The organism is Paenibacillus sp. XP01 (genome assembly GCF_057364885.1).
Window position 1 is genome coordinate 3926054 of the sequence record NZ_CP139481.1, and the last position, 19075, is coordinate 3945128.

The following is a 19075-nucleotide window of genomic DNA, read 5'->3' on the forward strand; positions in this document are numbered from 1 at the left end:
GCCCTATTTTAACTCAACATAATTGCAGATGAATTTTCGCTCCCTGGTGGTTTGGTTCCAACTGCAGCGCTTCATTGAATCGTTTCTTCGCTTCTTCTTTATGACCAAGACCAAGCAACCCAAGCCCGAGCATGAACAAGCAGTGCGTTTGATTTCGCTTGTTCAAATCATCCTCAAATACCAGAAAATCGGGTAAGGATACGGCGAAGTAATCGATTTTAACATCATCAAACCAATGTTTTTCTGCGAAATCGATCAGCTTGTTAAAGCGTCGTTTTGCTTCTTTTGAATTGTTCAGTCGATCCCAAGCAAGGCCTTGATAAAAAATCATCTCTGGCGGCTGGTCATTATAATACATCGCACTAGCCGGTTCCTCCAGCCCCTCTGAAGCGAGCGTCCAGTGATAGACGGCCTCTTTTGGCTGTCCGAGTCCCTGGTAGGCAATACCCAACTCATAATGAATATTGTTCTCCTGCGCGCCTTCAAGTTTGCCTTCACCCAGATTCTCCGGATATTGGAGTGCTCGTTGAAGCAGCGAAACGGCATCTTGATAAGATTGGCGTTTATTCTCTTGCTTGGCGAGCTCAACTAGTGCAAGCGTATATTGTCCTGTCGCTTTTCCCTCTCCGCCTTCCCAAGGATGGAAACGACGACTTAATAATGACGACAATGCTTCATGATGTTGGCCTAATGTATTCAGCAGCGTAACATATTCGAGATAAAGGTCGTCGCGATGTTCTACAAGGTTCATATGCTTCTGAAGCTTCGTTAATCGTTCTTGTGCAGGAACGCCCGTTTTTTTATGCAGCTGATCGAGCTCGTAAAATACTCGGGCATCGTTAGAATTACATTCGAAAGCCCGGTTAAGCGACTGCAATGAAGCCTCTGCATCGTTGCGTTTATTGTAGTAAGCCAGCGCAAGATTGCGGTGGGCCGTGGCGAATTGCTGATCCAGGCGGACGGAGTTCTCCCAATGTTTTATGGCATCTTCCGCCCGTTTTTTATCATAGTAGAGGTTGCCCAAGTAATAATGCGCTTTGCTATCCGATGGATTTTTATCGAGCGTGTGATGCAATACGCTTAAATCGAACAAGCTGTTCGGGAAACAGTAATCAGGTGCAGCTGCGCTCCCAAGCTGGCGTTCATGTTCCGCTGTTTCGCTTTGTCCCATTTTGTCATAAACAAATGCAAGTGTGTAATGAAGCATTGGATAAGCCTTTTCATTTTGGATGGAACAAATCTCTTCCAACACACGGGCTGCTTCCGCGAACAAACCACATCCCGTATAATCCGAAGCCAGATTCAAGTAATTATGAGCGTCATCCCTCATAAATCGGCGGAGCTCCGAACGCACCAGTTGAGCCTCTTCGTTTTTTCCCATGGCTTCGAGAATCATGAATTTCTCATATCTGGCTCCGAAATCGGCAATATCCATCGTCAGCGTTTCGTCCGCAAATGCAATGGCTTCCTCATGACGGTCCAACTTGCGAAGCAGCGCGGTTTTGAGCAGCCTTGATTTGTAGTTTCTTGTATTTCGAACCAATGCACGTTCTACCAGCTCCAGCGCTTCCCAGAACGCTCCCTTTTCGCATGCGATCTGGCTTAATGCATAGTAGCCGCTATCCTGGTACGTTGCCGACCAAACTGCCTTATAAAACGCCTTAAATGCCTCTTCATTCCGTTCTTGAAGCCGGAGAGCCAGGCCAAGTTGGTAGTAAGCTTCGCTATCATACGGATTGGGATTCCGCCAGGTCAATGATTCGATTGCCGTACGGAAGTGTGTTTCCGCCTTTTCCAATTCCCCTCTTCGAAGCATCAGTGTGCCATAAGCGACATTGAGCCGAATGTCAGAAGCATCTCTTCTTAATCCCTCTTCGTAATATGCTTCCGGTTCGAACGTGGCATGCCGGTATTGCTCCAAATGAAGGCCGGCAAGATACAACTGTTCTGTGCTCCTCAATTCTTGCGGGAGAGGCAGCGGCTTGGCAGCATCCGGGATTTGTTCGATGGAAGGTTTCGCCGGCTTGTAGCTGATGAGCAAACTCTGTTCGGCATTCCGTACGGTTAGGAGCAAATCATGCGGTTGATCCCCCTCGTCCAATGTAATAACCGTTTTGTAAGTGGATTCTGGAGAAAGTGTGACACGATCATCTACATACGTACGTTTACGACCCTTTAGTTCGATGGTCGCTCCTTCAAAGACGGATGTAGCATAGGCCATTACCGTCGCAACGCGGAGCGTTTCATCTACCTCCAAATTCACTGCCGCATCAATGGAGGCGTTTTTGACGACGCCGATGTTTTTGTACGGCATGAAATACTGGGTGAACGACTTTTCTTCGTACGGCTGGAGCCATGTAAAATCAGGCTGGTTGTCCGTGAATACGCCGGTCATCAACTCGATGTAAGGTCCGTCTTCATCCGTCAGGCTTCGGTCCCAGGCTTGACCGAATTCCCCGTTGCCCCAAGTCCACTGCTTTTTGCCCGGGGAGACATGATGATTGGCTACATGCAGCAGACCTGCTTGCACGCTATGGTCGTACCCTCCCACAAAGTTATAGTCGGATTTGTATGCCATATAGGAAGTCGGGACCGGAATGTTTTTGTACCTGGAAATGTCGACGCCCTCGGAATAATCCATTTTGTAATAGGTCCCTGTAGCAATCGGGAATCTGGACACATCGCGTTTTCCATGGTCGAATACTGCCGTTACATCAGGAGGAAATACCGTTTGCGTATGATCATTGACGGCGACGGCCGGATTGGCCCACCACAAAAACGTTTGCGGCTCCGACGTACGGTTGTACAATTGCGCTGTAATTTCGATATAGGCCTTGCCTGGATGCAAGGTGAAGCCTGTCGTTACTTTTGTGCCGTACATTCGATCAATCTCACTGACCCAAACGGTCGCGCTGCCGTCTTCATTCTCCGTTATGGTGTGCTGCACAGGTCCAAATGTGTTCGGTCGATGATGCTGCGGCCAGTTAAACTCGATGCCCCCTGAAATCCAGGGACCCGCAAGCCCGACAAGCGCCGGTTTGATGACGCGATTATAGTATACGAAATCATAATTGTTCGTTTTATCTAATGCACGGTAGATCCGGCCACCGATCTCAGGCATGATTTCGACTCGAACGTATTCGTTTTCAAGAATGGCCATGCCATATGACTTTGTTTCTTTCTCATCCAATATTTTATCGATGACCGGAAGCGGGTAAACTCGTCCAGAGCTCCCCTGATACACACGCTTCTCCAGAAACATTGGATTTTTGTCCGGTTTACCCGTTCCGTACGTGGGGATTTCAACTTGTTCCTCCCAAACCCGAACCTTACTCGAAACAGCCGATGATGGCTCTTTTGTGCTCATTGCGTAATCCTCCTTTGTGTTTATAGGTTAAATTTAACGGCTCTACCCCCTTTATACAATTGACGAAAGTCGGTAGTTCATGGATTATATTCTTACAATAGGTTTATGAATTCCCCTTTTGGATAAGGGAGTGTATGATATTATTGAAGGATATTCTGATACAAAGGCGGAGATACGTATGCTTGGGGCAGATCTGAATTTGAAGTCCGACGGATTCGAAGAAGAAAAGATTTTTATACAGCCTGAATTTATGCTCAAGGAACTACAGAATGACGCATTAACAAGTCATTTTCATGTAAGCGATATCGGATTTTTTCCAGAAGCAAAATTTCATTACAGAGAAAGGCCAAAGGGTTGTGAAACTCATATTCTCATATACTGCGTCAAGGGCGAAGGCTGGGTGGAAACGAACAGAACCGTTCAAATTCAACCTCGGCAGCTTGTCGTTATTCCATCGGAAACCCCGCATCGCTATGGTGCCTCTAATGAAAACCCGTGGTCCATTTATTGGATGCACCTTACAGGGACAGACGCCGAATCTCTGATCCGAGCCTATTCCCTGAACGTCGGACCTCTCTCTTTTACATTGAACTTGCACTCCCGGTGGATTGAAGATGTTGAACAATGTTATGCCTTGTTGTCGGATAAACCGTACGCCATGAACAATCAGATCTATGTGTCACAGTGTATCCGGCACCTCATTAGTCACGTCGGCTTTAGTTTGATGCATTCGCTTCAAGACAATAAAAACGAACGATATCTGGAACAGGCCGTGCAATACATGACGGAGCGGCTGACGGAGTCCCTTTCGCTTCCCGATTTGGCAAGTCATTTAGGGTTATCCAAACAACATCTGATCTACCTGTTCAACAAGGAAACCGGCGTGCCTCCTATTGAATTCTACCTCAGACTTAAAATGCAGCGTGCTGGACAAATGTTGTCCTTAACCTCTAAAAGCGTCAAAGAAATTTCCGGAGCTGTCGGTATGAAGGACCCCTATTATTTCTCCAGATTATTCAAAAAAATAATGGGATGCTCCCCGACCGAATATCGGAGCATCCCAAAAGGTTGATATAACATATAAGAAATGAAGACAACCGTATCACGGAACCAAGTTATCGGTGAAATAACCGACATAACTGGTTAATGAACCGCTCGTCACCGAAAATCCGGTAGGTCTTTCAACATGTAAACGAATGTCATCCCATCTGGTCTGAGGGATGTCCATAAAATGTAATACGCATCGCTCTCCAGGTTCCAACTCGGGAATTTCTTGTTCATAAAAATCACCGTGTGGATCAATAAGCCTTAAAGTATATCCAGATGTCCTATAAGATGGGATGTCATCCGAAGTTTCTATAGTTACTGCCACCTTACCCGCACCATTTTCCAAATTTACGGCAACGCGAATCGGGGAAGCCAATTGACGCAGGGCTTCATATGAAGGCTTGGGCGTGCCATCCAAAGTCATGGAACCGTGTACACGTTGGCGCAGCATGCCTTCCCCTGCTTCGCCCATCTGTGTCCGATAATCGTTCAGACTGAAATAGATAAGGGCAGCAATCCCAGGGTGTTTCCGGTATTCCGTCGTGTTGTCCGTCAGGATTTGCTTTCGTCGTTCGTCTCCACCCTCGTAAGCAGGTTCACATAGTCCATACTCGGCAACGATCACAGGTTTATCTTTATGAGCCTCTGTAATGGTTCGAATCACCGCGGGTCTGTCCAAATCGCCGTGCCACGTTCCAATGTAATCATTCCACATGATAACATCGCCTACACCCGTCGCATCCTGGGAGGGATTTTCATGCACCGTATTGGAAACGTAGTTCATAAATCGGGTGTCATCCAGTTCGCGAACAAGCGTTTTTAATTGTTCAAAATAACGGACCGTGACCGCAGATTGCCCGTTTACCTCGTTGCCTAGCCCCCAAGCATAGATACATGGATGGTTGTAGTGTCGATGAATCATTTCCTGGGCATGCTGCATGGAGGTCGAGAGCCATTCGTCGTCAGGATCATGCGGCGTTTGCCAGTGGGGAATCTCCTCCTGTACCAATAAACCGTTTCGATCACACCATTCCAGCAGCTTGCGATCTTGCTGCCAATGAAAACGGGTGATGACGCAATTGGCTTCTTTAATATGTCGGAGCATCTCTTCAAGTTGGCTCGACGTTTCAGCCATCCCTCGGTCCGGATGTGATCCAGGCATCCATTCGACCCCCATAAGACGCACCGGCTCTCGGTTAAGCAGCAGTGTACTTCCTTCTGAACGAATCTCTCTGAAACCAACCTCAATCGATACCTCATCCGAGAGTATATTCCCCGAGTATAAAGCAAGATCCACCTTGTACAAATGAGGATGGTCGAAATGCCACAATTTTGGGCTTTCCACCTTGATATTTTTAAAGCGTAAAAAGCCTTCGTTGCTAAACATCTCCCATTGCTCTGAAATTTGTGCGCCATCTTCACTCGCTGCGGTCACGACAAGCCTTAGAGAGGTGCTGTTCGCCTCCCCACTCTCCCACAAATGAATCTCGCCTGATAATAAACCGTACGGAGAGCAACGCCTGTCTCCTTCTTCGTTAAAGACAGGAACGGCCTGGATTTTGGCATAATCGATCGCTGCGCGACCGCTAACGATAAGCGATACGCCGCGTATAATTCCGCCATCGTCCGCCCAATCAAAGCTATTCCCTACGGGTAGGGCTGTCCGACTGTTCTCATTATTTGCCGATACCACAATCCTGTTGTTTTCTCCAAAGATGATGGCGCTCGAGATGTCTAAAACAAACGAAGTGTAACCTGAATCGGCATGTTCTCCTACCTTCTGTCCATTGATCCATACAACGGCATCACGATACACCGCATCAAACTGCAGACGAAGCAATCTGCCTTCCCATTCAGGAGGTGCAAAAAAAGTGCGGCTGTACCAGCCTGTGCCACGAAACTCCTGCAAACCCTTTTGCACATTCCATGTGTGTGGGATTTGAATGTTCTCACCCATGGAAGGGCCATGTTCATGCCATTTCAGTTTCAACCCTTCGTTCTTTAGATCTGCCTGAAATGTCCAGGATTCTTCCAACGGAATATTTAATCTGCCGTGCATGCGATTTCCCCTCTTTCTCACATTTGTGCTTTATTATAGGGAAGCAGAACGCTCAAAGCCATTGAGCATCTTCTGATTGCATGGACAATATGCTGGACTTTTCAGATTTTTGCAGGCCAATCATTTTTTACGCTTCCGAAATGCGGACGGAGTCTCTCCAAATGACTCCCGAAACTTTCTCGTAAAGTGAATTCCACAATCATATCCTACATCTGCAGCAATTTCGGAAATTTGCCGATTGGTACCCAGCAAAAGCTGCGCGGCTTTTTCCAGCCTGAATTTGTGGAGTGTATTTAAAATGGTATCGCCCACTTCTTCCTTATGGTCACCCTTTCAAGGGATGAGTCACAGAAAGCATATCGATTCAAACTATGGGGACAAGATACACTTGTGATCAGTGATTGTTCGGTTACGTTCAGCAACCATCAACTTAAATGCAGCTCAAAGGGATTATCCCGGTTGGAGCTTAACGAGAAAATCATGTTAGAATAGCAAACAGCTCGCTCTAAAACCAATGGATGATTTTAAAGCGAGCTTCTCTTTCTTCAATCAGCACCATACCGATTCACTATACCGGTCAAGCCAAAAAAGCCGCTAAATTAGCGACTTCATTGGGAATATGTTTTTGTCCCTCGACATTATTTGTCCTGTAGTAGTTTATCTGAGTCCTCTAGATTTTTGAAAAAATTGATTTTATGATCGATTTTCTCCAGCGTCTGTTCAAGTTCCTTCATTTGGTCGATAACTTTCCTGCGATACGTTTCCATTAATTCACGTCGCGCTGCTATTGTAGAGACTTTACTACTATGCAAGGCGGTAAAGTTCTGCATCTCCCGAATGGACATCCCCATCGCTCGAAAGTAACTTAACACATGAAACCATACGATATCGGACTTTGAATACTGACGATATCCATTTTCGTCCCGTACTATACCGTCAATTAACCCGATTTGCTCATAGTATCGCAATGTATGGATGCTTAATCCCGTCTCTTCAGAAACTTGTTTGCTCGAAAATTTGTTTTCCATATTTTTATTATAGCACTGGCTCGGACGATATTGCTATCGAGTGCACTCTATACTTTATCATTGCACATGTAAGTAAAAATACAAATTTAAGGTAATGGAGGTTTTTGGGTATGTCTGATAATACAGCAAGCAACAATCCAGGAAAAATGCACTTCATGTTATGGTCTACACCCCCGAGAACGGCTTTTTCTAAGGAAATGACCGGTATGACCGAAGAAGAACGAAACATTATGCACCAACATATTGCCTATTGGACGGACTTGCAGAATCAGGGGATTGCTTTAGTTTTCGGACCCGTATTAAATCCGAAATCTCCGCATGGGCTTGCAATCATTGAAGTTGAGAACGCAGAGCAAGTCTCACAACTCATCACAGAAGACCCCGCCATTATTGCAGGATTGATGACTGCCGAATACTATCCGATGAATGCTGTGTTACCGAAATAACACTCTTCACTCTGAAGTAAATGTAAATTGGGGGCTAATGCGACAAAGGTATTGGCTCCCTTTTTGCGTGTTCATTCCACCACAAAATCCGAAAACCCATTCTATTACCAACAGCAGCCGATCTCAATTGATCGACCGCTGGCGCATATGAATTAGGCAGTTCTTTCCCTTAACGGCCCGCCTTTATAGAATTCAGGCGAGTATCAATCTCCCTGCATTCTGCGGTATTCGGTCGGAGAGAAGCCGTTGCGCTTCTTGAACGTTTTGCTGAACTGGTAGACGTCAGAGTACCCACATGCTCTCGCTATGTCTGTGACCGAATCACCTGTGTACCGGAGCCGGCGAACGGCATGCTCATTGCGAAGCTGATCCAGGTACTGCTTGGGACTGCACCCGTACCTGGCTGCGAAGGTTCTGCGTAAATAAACAGGAGAGAAACCCGTCTGCTCCGCCAATTCGGTGATGCGAAACTCGGTGGCAAATTCCGTATCCAGTTTCTCTTTGAACCTGCGAAGAGCCGCTGTTATTCCTTCCTCACTGCTGTGTCTTCCCCCTGCTTCCGCCGCCTCGTGTACCTCTTGCACCAAGCGATACCAGACCGATTTCACTCGTGCTTCCCGCACAAGATCCCCAGGTACCCATTCCCTTTCTGCTTCCCGGAACAGTTCCCCGATCTTCCCCGTACGCTCACTCTGTAAAGGCAAAAGAAAGGGCAGTCGCAGCCGCTCGATCGGCTCCGGCCCAATCCATTCATTCTCATTTTTCCTTAACGAAGCGCAATCGAAGAGCAGCATCGTCATTCGGAGTGGATGCGCCTCGGAAGACTTCATATAAAGAGGCAGCCCGGGCCAAAGGTAGACCAATGTGCCCCCCTCCACTTCCACGTCCCTCTCCTCGCAACGAAAAATTCCCTTGCCGCTGTAAATATAATAAAAGGTGTGCCCGGATACGGTCTGCCGAATATCTTCCCAGCCTGGCAGCGCCGGCTTGGCGATGACCCAGTGCAGATGCACCACCATATTTCCCAAAGCATACTCCATAGATACTTCCCTTCTTTATTTGTATCATTTTTGACAAATGATTAAGATTGTTTTTACCATTGTCGCTTCATTGCTACGAATGCTAAACTCCGAACATACAGACCATCGATTACAGATGTTCTACTGGAAAAATGAATTGGAGATGATGAAATTGATCCGCACGTTTCAGCAGCATCGACGTAGAGAATGCCAACTGCTTGATGGATTATGGGATTTCGTTTTTGACAAGGATGACATTGGATTATCGGAAGAGTGGCACAGGAACTTCCCTTCCAACCACGATCGCATCCCCGTGCCAGCCTGTTGGAATAACGAGCTTGGCAAATTCGACTACGAAGGAGTAGCATGGTACCGCACGTGGGTAACCCTTGATGATATCAGCCATCTGCGTCTACTGTTCCACGCGGTGATGGGACATGCCGATGTGTACTGGGATGGACAGCATCTGGGATACCATTATGGTGGATTTACTCCTTTTGACTTTACGATTCCTAGTGTGACTGCCGGAGTCCACGAACTCGTCGTCCGCACAGACAGTACGCTGGGGACGAACACGTTGCCATACCATATCGTGGACTGGTTTCATTACGGCGGAATCATTCGGCCCGTTGAGGTTCAGCGTTTACCTGATGTTTGGATCGAGGGGATGCGCATTACCTATGACATGAAAGAAGATTCCAGCACTGACGTCCAAATCCGGCTCACGCTCCGCTCCATGTCGGATACTCCAGTCGAAGTGCCCGTATCCTTCTATAGGAATGATGAGATATTTCGAAATGATAACGCTTACCTCCCAGCTAAGGGTAGCATGGAACTCGTTGTGGAACAAGCCTGGTCAGACCTCAAGCGATGGGAACCGGAAAATCCAGCCCTTTACATGATCAGAGCCGTAGCCGGCCATGACGACCTTACAGACCGCATCGGGTTCCGTACCGTGGAGGCCCGGAACAAGAAGATTTGGCTCAACGGCAGGGAGCTTTATTTGCAGGGAGTTAACCGCCACGAAGAGCACCCCGAATGGGGCTTCGCATTTCCCAACAAATTGATGACCAAAGAGCTCGATATCATCCTGCAGATGGGATGCAACACTGTACGCGGGTCACATTACCCCCAAAGTGAATATTGGCTCGATCTGCTGGATGAGCGAGGCATACTCTTCTGGAGCGAGATTCCGATTTGGGGCGCAGCGTTCCCGGCGGAACACACGGACGACCCGCTCTTCGTAAAACGTGCGATGACCATGATGGATGAGATGATCGAGCGCGATCTTCACCATCCCTCGATCCTGTTCTGGTCTGTCCATAATGAAATTGATACACGTTCCAAAGAGGCCTATGAATTGTCCATCAAGATGACAGAGCTTGTTAGGAGCAAGGATCCGTCAAGGCTGGTGGCTTATGCCACGATGCACCCTATGACAGACATCTGCCTCGGACTATTCGACGTTATCGGAATCAACTATTATGGCGGATGGTATTTTGGACATGTCGAGTTCGAAGAGATGCTCGAAATCTTTCACGAGCGCTGCAAGGAATATGGAGCAGAGCAAACCCCTGTGCTGATGACCGAGTTTGGCGGAGCAGGCGTATACGGCGATTCCGGCTGGGAACCCCGCCTATTCAGCGAGGACTACCAGGCGGATCTACTCGGAAAGTCGCTGAAGCTCTTCCGGGCCGATCCGAAGATTAGCGGAACTTATGTGTGGCAATTTGCAGATACAAGGGCTCAGCTTCAGAGTCATTTTCCCCACTTCAGAGACCGGGCACGCTCCTTCAACAACAAAGGACTGGTCAACGAATATCGCAAACCAAAGCTGGCCTATCGCGTAGTCAAGGGCATTTATACCGACCATAACGATCCATACGACTGGGGCTCCACATTGAGATGATAAGCAAAGGGCTATCCCTGGAAGGGATGGCCCCTCCAGATCAAAAAACGTCATTCCAAATTGATGAATACCATGATGGAGAATGAGGAGGACGATTTGTTCATGTACACGCGAAAGATGAGCAGGCATGCCGTTGTTTTAATGATCTTGGGACTGTTTACGACTACGCTGGCTGCGTGCAGCGGAGGAGCTGAGCCAACAGACTCGTCAGGAGTAGAGCAGAATCAACCGCTAACCCAATTAACGTATTGGGTGGATTTGTTTCCGGATGCTGCTGCCATTATGAAAAGTTATGGAGAAGTAACTGCCTGGAAGGAAATTGAAGCCAAAACCGGTGTGAAAATCGAATTTCAGCACCCGGCACAAGGCCAACTCGGAGAACAATTCAACTTAATGGTAGCATCGAATAAGCTGCCTGATGTTGTAGATTATGGATGGAACGCATACCCAGGCGGCGCACAGAAAGCAATCCGAGATAAAAAACTCATCCCATTGAATGATTACTTGGATCATGCCCCCAACCTAAAAAAACTGCTGGAGGATCATCCGGAATGGAGAAAAATGGCTTCCACAGATCATGGGGATCTCATTGGCTTCCCGTTCATTCGTGAGGATGTCACCCAACAAGTGTTCCTGGGACCTGCAATACGCAAAGACTGGCTGGACCAATTAAATTTGTCGGTACCCACGACAATCGATGAATGGCACACCGTTTTGAAAGCGTTTAAAGAACGGGACCCGAACGGTAATGGTGAAGCGGATGAAATTCCGATTCTAATTTCGGCAGGAGAATTAACTTTTGCGGGTGCCTTCGGGACACCTAACGATTTCTACCGGGAGAAGGATACTGTCAAATACGGGCCGATTGAACCCGGCTTCAAGGAATACCTCGCCACAATGAACCAATGGTATAACGAAGGTCTGCTCGACAAGGACTTTGCGACGACGGATGCCAAAATGACCGATGCCAAAATAACAGGCAATCAGGTGGGGGCGGCGGTCCTGTTTCTCAATGGCGGCATTGGAAAATACATGGACTTGATGGCGCAAAGCCAACCGGATTTCAAATTGGTCGGAACCCCCTATCCGACATTAAATCCTGGCGAAAAGCCGGTCTTCGGACATATGGATAATCCCGTTACCGGCATCTTCGCAGCCATAACCGGAAGCAACCAAAACGTTGTTGGTACCGTGAAATTTCTGGATTATTTATACAGTGAAGAAGGAAAACTCATTATGAACTTCGGCAAAGAAGGCGAAACATACACACTCGTTGACGGCCAACCCCGGTATACGGATGCGATCTTGAATAATCCTGACGGACTGCCGATTTCCCAAGCCTTCAGGAAGCATATTATGGGCGCTACCTCCGGTCCTTTTGTGCAGGATGTACGTCACACGCAGCAGTATACGACCAAGCCGGAACAAAAAGAGGCCATGACGTTGTGGTCAAACACTACACAGGAAAAAAGAATGCCTCCCGTTAGTATCTCTGTAGAAGATAGCAGCCGATACTCCTCGATCATGACCGACGTCAATACATTTAAAGACGAAATGATTCTGAAATTTATTATGGGTACGGAACCGCTTGATCATTTCGATAATTATGTAGAAATGCTGAAAGGGTTAGGCATCGAGGAAGCGATCCAAATCCAACAGGCAGCTTTGGAAAGATACAACAACCGATAAGCAAAGCTTACCATTCCGGAATATGACGAGGATGCATGTCATATTCCGGACATCCGGGAGGGAGAATTTGTGCCTGATTTAGACAGAAGCGCTGTACAAGCAGCAGCCAGAATGCCCGCGGAAAGCAAAAAAAGGATCATCATGAGGGACTTGGTTCGTAATCGCTACATTTATTTGATGCTTGTTCCCGTTATTGTTTATTACGCCATCTTCCATTATGGTCCTATGTACGGCTTGCTCATTGCTTTTAAGGATTACGGGATCGCAGATGGCGTATGGGAAAGTCCTTGGGTCGGTTTTACCCATTTTCAGAACTTTTTTGAAAACCCTTACTTTTGGCGTCTTCTTCGCAATACCTTAATGATCAGTATTTATGAATTGTTGTTTGCATTTCCTGCCCCGATCATCCTTGCTCTATTGCTGAATGAGATACGTCTTGTCATTTTCAAACGAGTCGTACAGACGATTAGTTATCTTCCCCACTTTATTTCAATCGTGGTCGTAGCCGGCATGCTTGTTGACTTTGCTGCCCGTGATGGCCTGGTGAATAACATGCTCGGCTTTTTTGGATACGAGCCCATCGCATTCCTGCAGGAGCCGGGATGGTTTCGCTCGATCTATGTATCCTCCGGGATCTGGCAAGGAATCGGCTGGGGTTCCATTATCTATCTCGCCGCCATGTCCTCCATTGATCCTACGCTGTACGATGCGGCTCGTATTGATGGTGCAGGACGTTGGAAGCAAACCTTGCATATCACGATTCCAGGCATTATGCCTACCATAGTCATCTTGTTTATCCTTAATATAGGATCCATGCTTTCCGTGGGAAGCGAAAAAATCATTCTGTTATACAACCCGCTTACTTACGAAACGGCTGATGTCATTTCAACCTATGTTTACAGAAAAGGTATTCTTGGAGCCGATTTCGGATATTCCGCTGCAGTAGGTTTATTCAATTCGGTCATCAGCTTCATTTTGCTCATACTCGCGAATACGATCAGCAAGCGAGTAAGCGAACATAGACTGTGGTAAAGGGGATCGTGAAAAATGACATATAAACGTTCTCTGGGTGAAACTGTATTTTCATGGTTTAATATTTGCTTTATGCTTTTACTCTGCTTCGTTACGCTCTATCCATTTATTTATATCCTGTTTGCATCTCTAAGCAATCCTGCAGAAATGGCCCAGTTTCGCGGCATGCTGTTCTACCCGCAAGGATTTAGTTTCGCTGCCTACAAAGCGGTACTGGAAAATCCCATGGTTACAACCGGGTACCGGAATACGCTCTTCTATGTCACAGCAGGTACAGCCATCAATTTGGTGATGACAACGCTCGGTGCCTATGCCCTCTCCCGTCGCAACGTTTATTTCAAAAACCACATCATGCTCATCATCGTGATTACTATGGTGTTCAGTGGGGGACTTATTCCTTCTTACCTGCTGATCAATCATCTCGGGATGTTGAATACACCTTGGGCACTTCTCTTGCCAGGGGCCATCAATTCGTTCAATTTGATTATTATGCGAACCGCATTTCAAGGCATCCCGGCAAGTTTGGAGGAATCCGCGCGCATCGACGGAGCGAATGACTGGGTTATTATGACAAGAATTATTATTCCCCTGTCCATGCCCGTCATTGCCGTCATGATTTTATGGTACGCCGTAGGCCATTGGAATTCGTATTTCAATGCATTGATTTATTTACGGGACCGGGAATGGTTCCCTCTTCAGCTGGTGCTCAGGGAGATTCTGATTTCCAACAGTACAGACAGCATGATGACAGGAGCAGCAGCCGGCGATCGTCTGGATATCGGGATAACGATAAAATACGCGACGATCATTGTGTCTACACTGCCGATCCTGATCCTGTATCCGTTTCTGCAAAAATATTTTGTGCACGGCGTTATGATCGGTGCGCTCAAAGAATAATGGACAGATTGGTTTCAAGGTTGCACACATTTGCTGCAAAACCTTGAAACCATTTTTGCCATAAGCGTGATATATCTAAATTCAAAACAATCTGGGGATAACAGTGATCGGAAGATGGTTCTGACCACGTAGTGACTCCGTGTAAAAATCATCGGTTCAACTTATATAGGGACCCTGGGCAGCTATTTCATAAATAAAGCACTGAAAATCACGACATCCTGCAAGAAATGGATCGTTAGCGCCCAGAAAAATCCTTTTGTTTCTAACATTGATTTGGCCAAAAACCATCCGATAAAAGCAGCCATCAATACGCCTGGTATCCCGCCCGGATTTCCAAAATAATGAACGATACCAAAGATCGATGCGGCTAATCCTTGCGCTACATACGGAGAAAATCCATATCTGCTAACAACGGCAACAAACGAAAACCGAAAGATGATTTCTTCTGAAAAAGCATTCATAAGCGCAAATAGAAGGATGAGTATAACCCCGGGATATAACTCCATACTTACGCCCCCTCCATGAATCACTTGGAAGTAGATGACGACAGACGTTACCAACGTAATCACGATTGCGAAGTTTACACCTAACTTTTTCCACGTCTCCGTCTCTTTTGGCTTAACGCCAATCCACGGTTCTGGCCGGATTATTCCATCTCGCCTTTTAAGGTTTAAATACGCAAGTCCCTCTTTCCCCGCGATTCCATAGACGATGCCGATCAAAATAACAGCCAATAACAATACCGTGACTTGATAACTCATCTCTAGATTGTATCCAGCACTTTCGAATATTTTTAATAGGAGGGGCGGACTGCTTTTGAACCATACCAAGAGAGGGGCACAAGCAGCAACCACGATCGAAATGAACAGGATGGGAACGAAATTGAACCGTTTTTTATTCATTCTCTTGCCCCCTGTCTGGACGGTTTAACGATTCCAACGCATGTTGGCACCATTCGATGGTCATTCGCAGATATCGCTCACCGTAGTCGAGGGTCAACAACCAGAGCTGGGCCTGTTTGCTTTCCTTGTCAGGAACACTCGCTTTAATTCCTGCAAGCATCGCAGTTAACCGCTCGCTCTCTTCTAATTCTTCCTGGAGAAAAGCGATTAATTGGGGGATATGCCGTTCATCGGAGACAAAGAGCTTCATAAGCAATTCGTTCCTGATCACAGATTCCTCCGGCGGGAGGGCTAACCATGAATCAAGCTGTTCACATCCTTGTCGCGTAACACCATAGACGATTTTACGCCTTCCCGTCTCAGCTTCTTCCACAACGGACACATAACCCTCTTGCTCCAGTTGTTTGATGCTCTTATGAATATGTCCGTAGGATTCGTTCCAGAAAAGGCCGATGCTTTCCTTCGAAAACTTTACAAGTTCGTAGGCACTCATGGGTTTAATGCGAAGTAAGCCGAGAATAGCAAAATGGGTGGTATTGATTCTTTTCATACGTCCCTCCTCCTTCACAATATATCTTTGAGATATATTCAATTAGCATAATACTCCATAAGGCTAAGGATGGCAATCCATTTAGAGAAAAAATAAGCTCAAGCCATTTTTAGCATTGGAAGCTCCACAACTTGAATTGCCGTTACTTCAACAAAAAAAGCAGCCCCGAACGGACTTCCCACACTGCTAATCAGTTAACAATGGAGTAGTTCATTCAAGGGCTACCTTTTTTATTTAATATTTACCAAGTAATCCAACCGCTTGTTCGTTTATAATTGTGAAGAAGTTCGTATTCTTCACTACGCATCAGTCGTTTCATTTTTGTTCTATAAAGGCGATAATCATCTTTTCGTGCTGCTTTACACTCTTTGTTGTAATGAACGCTCTTGATTCCTTTACGGAAATCTTTAAGCTTCTCTCTCCTTGGATCAATGGGCTTCCTGTTGATCCCCAGACTATGCTGCTTCTCATCTTCCCAGGATTGAATCTCTTCACGCGTAAACATCTTCATCCCCATTGTGCCGGGTTAGATTTTGGCTTTTGAAGCCATGACCTTAGACACAACTAATAGAAGAAGATCTTCGGATTGAACATGAAATCACCTCGGTTTTTATTCAACCTAATTTTAACATATGGTAGCAGATTGGTGCATGGCCTGAAGGTGGCTGCATAACGTTTAGATATCCATTTAATCGGCAACCGGTTCAAGTTCTCAGAATGACTCAAGATTTATATTTATGGATTAATTGTTGGATCGCTTGTCGAACATCACCATGAAATAAACCTCCATGATAACAAATCAGCTGCTCGATATCGTAGTCAAGCAATCGCTGTACCGATCGTACGGCCTCATCCAGATCCATTGTATACTGGGGATTAGCAATGGCGAGCTCGCCTTCCTCGATGACGACGGCGTCTGCAGCGATCAGTGTTTTGCTGGCTGGCAAATATAATGAGATGTGCCCGGGCATATGACCTGGCGTGTGGATGATCTTAATCCCGCCGCACCAAGGCAGCCAATCCTCATCGGCTACCGTCCGGTCAACGGCAACCGGCTCGATCGACTTCAAGAGGCGAATAAATTGCTCCGCATATGGCTTTGCTTCATCGGTCAATGCGTCAAACGTTGATTCTGCCTGTTCAAGCCGCAATGATTTTTTCGTTCCTTCAATGTAAGGCGCTTCTAGCTCGTAAGCAACGATTTCGATGTGTGGATACGCCCTCTTCAAAGCAGCGACTGACCCCATATGATCCATATCGTGATGCGTCACGATCAGTTTAGTCATTGAATCGAGAGTAACGTTATACCGGTTAGCCGCTTTTTCAATAAGAGGCATGAAATCGGGATAACCGCAGTCGATAAGAATCGTGTCAAACTCATCTTGAAGAAGGATTGGGGTAATGACCTGTTTTTGTCCGTTATATTCAAACTCAATATCAAGTAGATGATAAGTACTCATCAACATACCTCCTAACTAAAACAACAATAATTATTGCATATTATTAACACATGACCTTCTCCTGCGATACGAAGCGCCGAAAGCCCCCATAGCCCCTGCGTCATCACGCTCCAAATGAAATTTCCCCGTCATACGGTGCCCTTCTTCATTAATCTCCGCCACCGCCGCAGGATGAGCAGCTGGATGAGCTGCAAGAAGAATCTGAGGATGATCCGGAACCTCCGGATGAACCACTGCTGTCTGTGCAATGATCTGCATAACAGCTGGCACTGCTCGTGCAACTGCTGTTTGACGAAGACCCGGAGGCAGTCTTTTCCTGCGGGAGAATTTCCTGCTCCAGGCGACCCATGCGCACCCCGTATGTCGCTTCATGATGTATGGAATGGTACACCATGGCACTCGCCATGAGAAGAGCCACATCCCCCGTACCCGGAGATTCAAGGGAGAGTTCATTTGCGCTTAGACTTGCCGATCTTTGCAGTTTTTCAATCAAGTAGGTAATAACCTGCGCAGCTTCAGGACTCTCCTGCATGCGCCTGGCATGGAAGAGTTGATTCACCAGTTCGGACGGGTCTCCCTGCGCGATCAACTTTTGCACATCACCGGATAACGGATACCTGAAGAAATCGCCCCAGATCACGGAACTATAGGGAGTAAACGCGAATAATTGACAGTACACCCAGTCAAACCAGGCTCGTGCTCCTGGCGTTTCGCGGCGGGTAACAGCCGGCTCATGATGTACAGTGGAACCCATAAACTCTTCGCAAAAGTCAGCGTAGGATCTCGTAAACATCAGCATTTCATGCCAAAATTCGTCTACCTCCTCGCTGAACATGGGCACCTGCTTAAGTAAAGAAGCCATAATGAAGTATCTCTTCAGCTCCAGCAGCTTCCATCGATACTCGTGCGTTGTCATATGAGGATATTCCTGTCCCATACGGATCTTCAGTTTGTTGGAAAAATGTTTATTGAAACTCTTTTCCAATTGAAGAACGACTTGCTTATAGGAGACCTCTTCGCGAAGTCCAAGATTCAAAGGTAACTTTTTGCGCCTGTACGTCACTTTTGCATGCCTTCTGCGGCTTCCCGCCGGACGGAAAATTCTGATCTTACGCCGAATCAAATATACCCCAATAACCAATAAAATGGCTGCGATGTAGTAGTAGATAGGCACAGCGCCTCTCCTCTCCGTTGATATCGTTTCTATGTATGGGTTAAACTCTCACTAGTATAAATGACGACCGGTAATGACTAAAAGAGCCCTTTGGCTTAAATGCCAGGGATGTATGTTTCTATGCCTGCCCATTGCTTCAAAAATCCAACGTTCAGGGAATTTACCCCTAACCTACGAAATTGCTCGAACATCGAATACAAGCAGGAATTGGTCTGCTGGTTTTACTTGTCATCTGATACGACAATTATCAATACTAGTCAATAAACCTATTTTTGTGATTGCTACTCTCTCCATTGGACATAGCCACGCCACCGACCTGTGCCAGTGCTTCCAACAGCTTTTTTATCTTCATCAATTTCCTCCAGGATTCCATCAACCCATAGAAATGGATTTCTATGCGGTATTACCTCTTGTATTCTTTCAACATCAAACATGATTGCCTTCTCTTGTAGTTTATTTAAAAACCGATTCAAGTAAATCCCGGGACATCTTAGAT

17 protein-coding genes are annotated in these 19075 nt (G+C 46.5%); 6 read left to right on the plus strand and 11 right to left on the minus strand.

The genetic code is table 11. The features are described from left to right. Positions 1 to 13: 13 nt before the first annotated feature. On the minus strand, positions 14 to 3367 hold the full coding sequence (locus tag SNR34_RS17650; protein WP_486179790.1) for a DUF5107 domain-containing protein: 3354 nt from the start codon (positions 3365 to 3367) through the stop codon (positions 14 to 16). 250 nt (positions 3368 to 3617) lie between these two features. Between SNR34_RS17650 and SNR34_RS17655 the strand changes: the two genes are divergently transcribed. After that, positions 3618 to 4439, plus strand: a complete 822-nt coding sequence (locus SNR34_RS17655; RefSeq protein ID WP_486182481.1) for a helix-turn-helix domain-containing protein — start codon at positions 3618 to 3620, stop codon at positions 4437 to 4439. A 30-nt stretch (positions 4440 to 4469) separates the two neighbouring features. On the opposite strand, the gene SNR34_RS17660 is transcribed toward SNR34_RS17655, so the two are convergent. From SNR34_RS17660 to SNR34_RS17670, 3 genes are all read right to left on the minus strand, one after another. Continuing rightward, positions 4470 to 6473, minus strand: a complete 2004-nt coding sequence (locus tag SNR34_RS17660; protein WP_486179791.1) for a glycoside hydrolase family 2 protein — start codon at positions 6471 to 6473, stop codon at positions 4470 to 4472. A 120-nt stretch (positions 6474 to 6593) separates the two neighbouring features. Then, positions 6594 to 6785, minus strand: a complete 192-nt coding sequence (locus SNR34_RS17665; RefSeq protein WP_343260286.1) for a helix-turn-helix domain-containing protein — start codon at positions 6783 to 6785, stop codon at positions 6594 to 6596. Between the two features lie 326 nt (positions 6786 to 7111). Beyond that, a complete protein-coding gene (locus SNR34_RS17670; protein WP_343260285.1) occupies positions 7112 to 7501 on the minus strand; it encodes a MerR family transcriptional regulator in 390 nt (129 codons plus the stop codon). 110 nt (positions 7502 to 7611) lie between these two features. On the opposite strand from SNR34_RS17670, the gene SNR34_RS17675 reads away from it, so the two are divergent. After that, complete coding sequence (locus tag SNR34_RS17675) at positions 7612 to 7947, plus strand: YciI family protein (protein WP_486179792.1); 336 nt, start codon at positions 7612 to 7614, stop codon at positions 7945 to 7947. 203 nt (positions 7948 to 8150) lie between these two features. Here SNR34_RS17675 and SNR34_RS17680 read toward each other — a convergent pair whose 3' ends face one another. Further along, positions 8151 to 8987 (minus strand): AraC family transcriptional regulator, encoded by an 837-nt coding sequence (locus SNR34_RS17680; protein ID WP_486179793.1) that lies wholly within the window; start codon positions 8985 to 8987, stop codon positions 8151 to 8153. A gap of 115 nt (positions 8988 to 9102) precedes the next feature. Between SNR34_RS17680 and SNR34_RS17685 the strand changes: the two genes are divergently transcribed. From SNR34_RS17685 to SNR34_RS17700, 4 genes are all read left to right on the plus strand, one after another. Then, positions 9103 to 10875, plus strand: a complete 1773-nt coding sequence (locus SNR34_RS17685) for a glycoside hydrolase family 2 protein (RefSeq protein WP_486179794.1) — start codon at positions 9103 to 9105, stop codon at positions 10873 to 10875. A gap of 63 nt (positions 10876 to 10938) precedes the next feature. Beyond that, a complete protein-coding gene (locus SNR34_RS17690) occupies positions 10939 to 12564 on the plus strand; it encodes an extracellular solute-binding protein (protein WP_486179795.1) in 1626 nt (541 codons plus the stop codon). 111 nt (positions 12565 to 12675) lie between these two features. After that, complete coding sequence (locus tag SNR34_RS17695; RefSeq protein WP_236412950.1) at positions 12676 to 13596, plus strand: ABC transporter permease; 921 nt, start codon at positions 12676 to 12678, stop codon at positions 13594 to 13596. Positions 13597 to 13611: 15 nt separating this feature from the next. Continuing rightward, on the plus strand, positions 13612 to 14493 hold the full coding sequence (locus SNR34_RS17700; RefSeq protein ID WP_236412525.1) for a carbohydrate ABC transporter permease: 882 nt from the start codon (positions 13612 to 13614) through the stop codon (positions 14491 to 14493). A 182-nt stretch (positions 14494 to 14675) separates the two neighbouring features. Here the strand turns inward: SNR34_RS17700 and SNR34_RS17705 are convergent, their stop codons facing one another. From SNR34_RS17705 to SNR34_RS17730, 6 genes are all read right to left on the minus strand, one after another. Continuing rightward, positions 14676 to 15395, minus strand: a complete 720-nt coding sequence (locus tag SNR34_RS17705; RefSeq protein ID WP_486179796.1) for a CPBP family intramembrane glutamic endopeptidase — start codon at positions 15393 to 15395, stop codon at positions 14676 to 14678. Then, positions 15388 to 15945 (minus strand): PadR family transcriptional regulator, encoded by a 558-nt coding sequence (locus tag SNR34_RS17710; RefSeq protein ID WP_339272534.1) that lies wholly within the window; start codon positions 15943 to 15945, stop codon positions 15388 to 15390. Before SNR34_RS17710 ends, SNR34_RS17705 begins: the two co-directional genes overlap by 8 nt. A 241-nt stretch (positions 15946 to 16186) precedes the next feature. Further along, positions 16187 to 16450, minus strand: coding sequence for a hypothetical protein (locus SNR34_RS17715; protein WP_236412522.1), 264 nt, complete (start codon positions 16448 to 16450; stop codon positions 16187 to 16189). Positions 16451 to 16667: 217 nt separating this feature from the next. Next, positions 16668 to 17405, minus strand: a complete 738-nt coding sequence (locus tag SNR34_RS17720; protein ID WP_486179797.1) for an MBL fold metallo-hydrolase — start codon at positions 17403 to 17405, stop codon at positions 16668 to 16670. 148 nt (positions 17406 to 17553) lie between these two features. Beyond that, positions 17554 to 18579 (minus strand): glycine-rich domain-containing protein, encoded by a 1026-nt coding sequence (locus SNR34_RS17725; RefSeq protein WP_486179798.1) that lies wholly within the window; start codon positions 18577 to 18579, stop codon positions 17554 to 17556. A 281-nt stretch (positions 18580 to 18860) separates the two neighbouring features. Next, positions 18861 to 19013 carry a hypothetical protein gene (locus SNR34_RS17730; RefSeq protein ID WP_486179799.1) on the minus strand — a complete coding sequence of 51 codons (153 nt, stop codon included), beginning with the start codon at positions 19011 to 19013 and terminating at the stop codon, positions 18861 to 18863. Between the last annotated feature and the right edge of the window lie 62 nt (positions 19014 to 19075).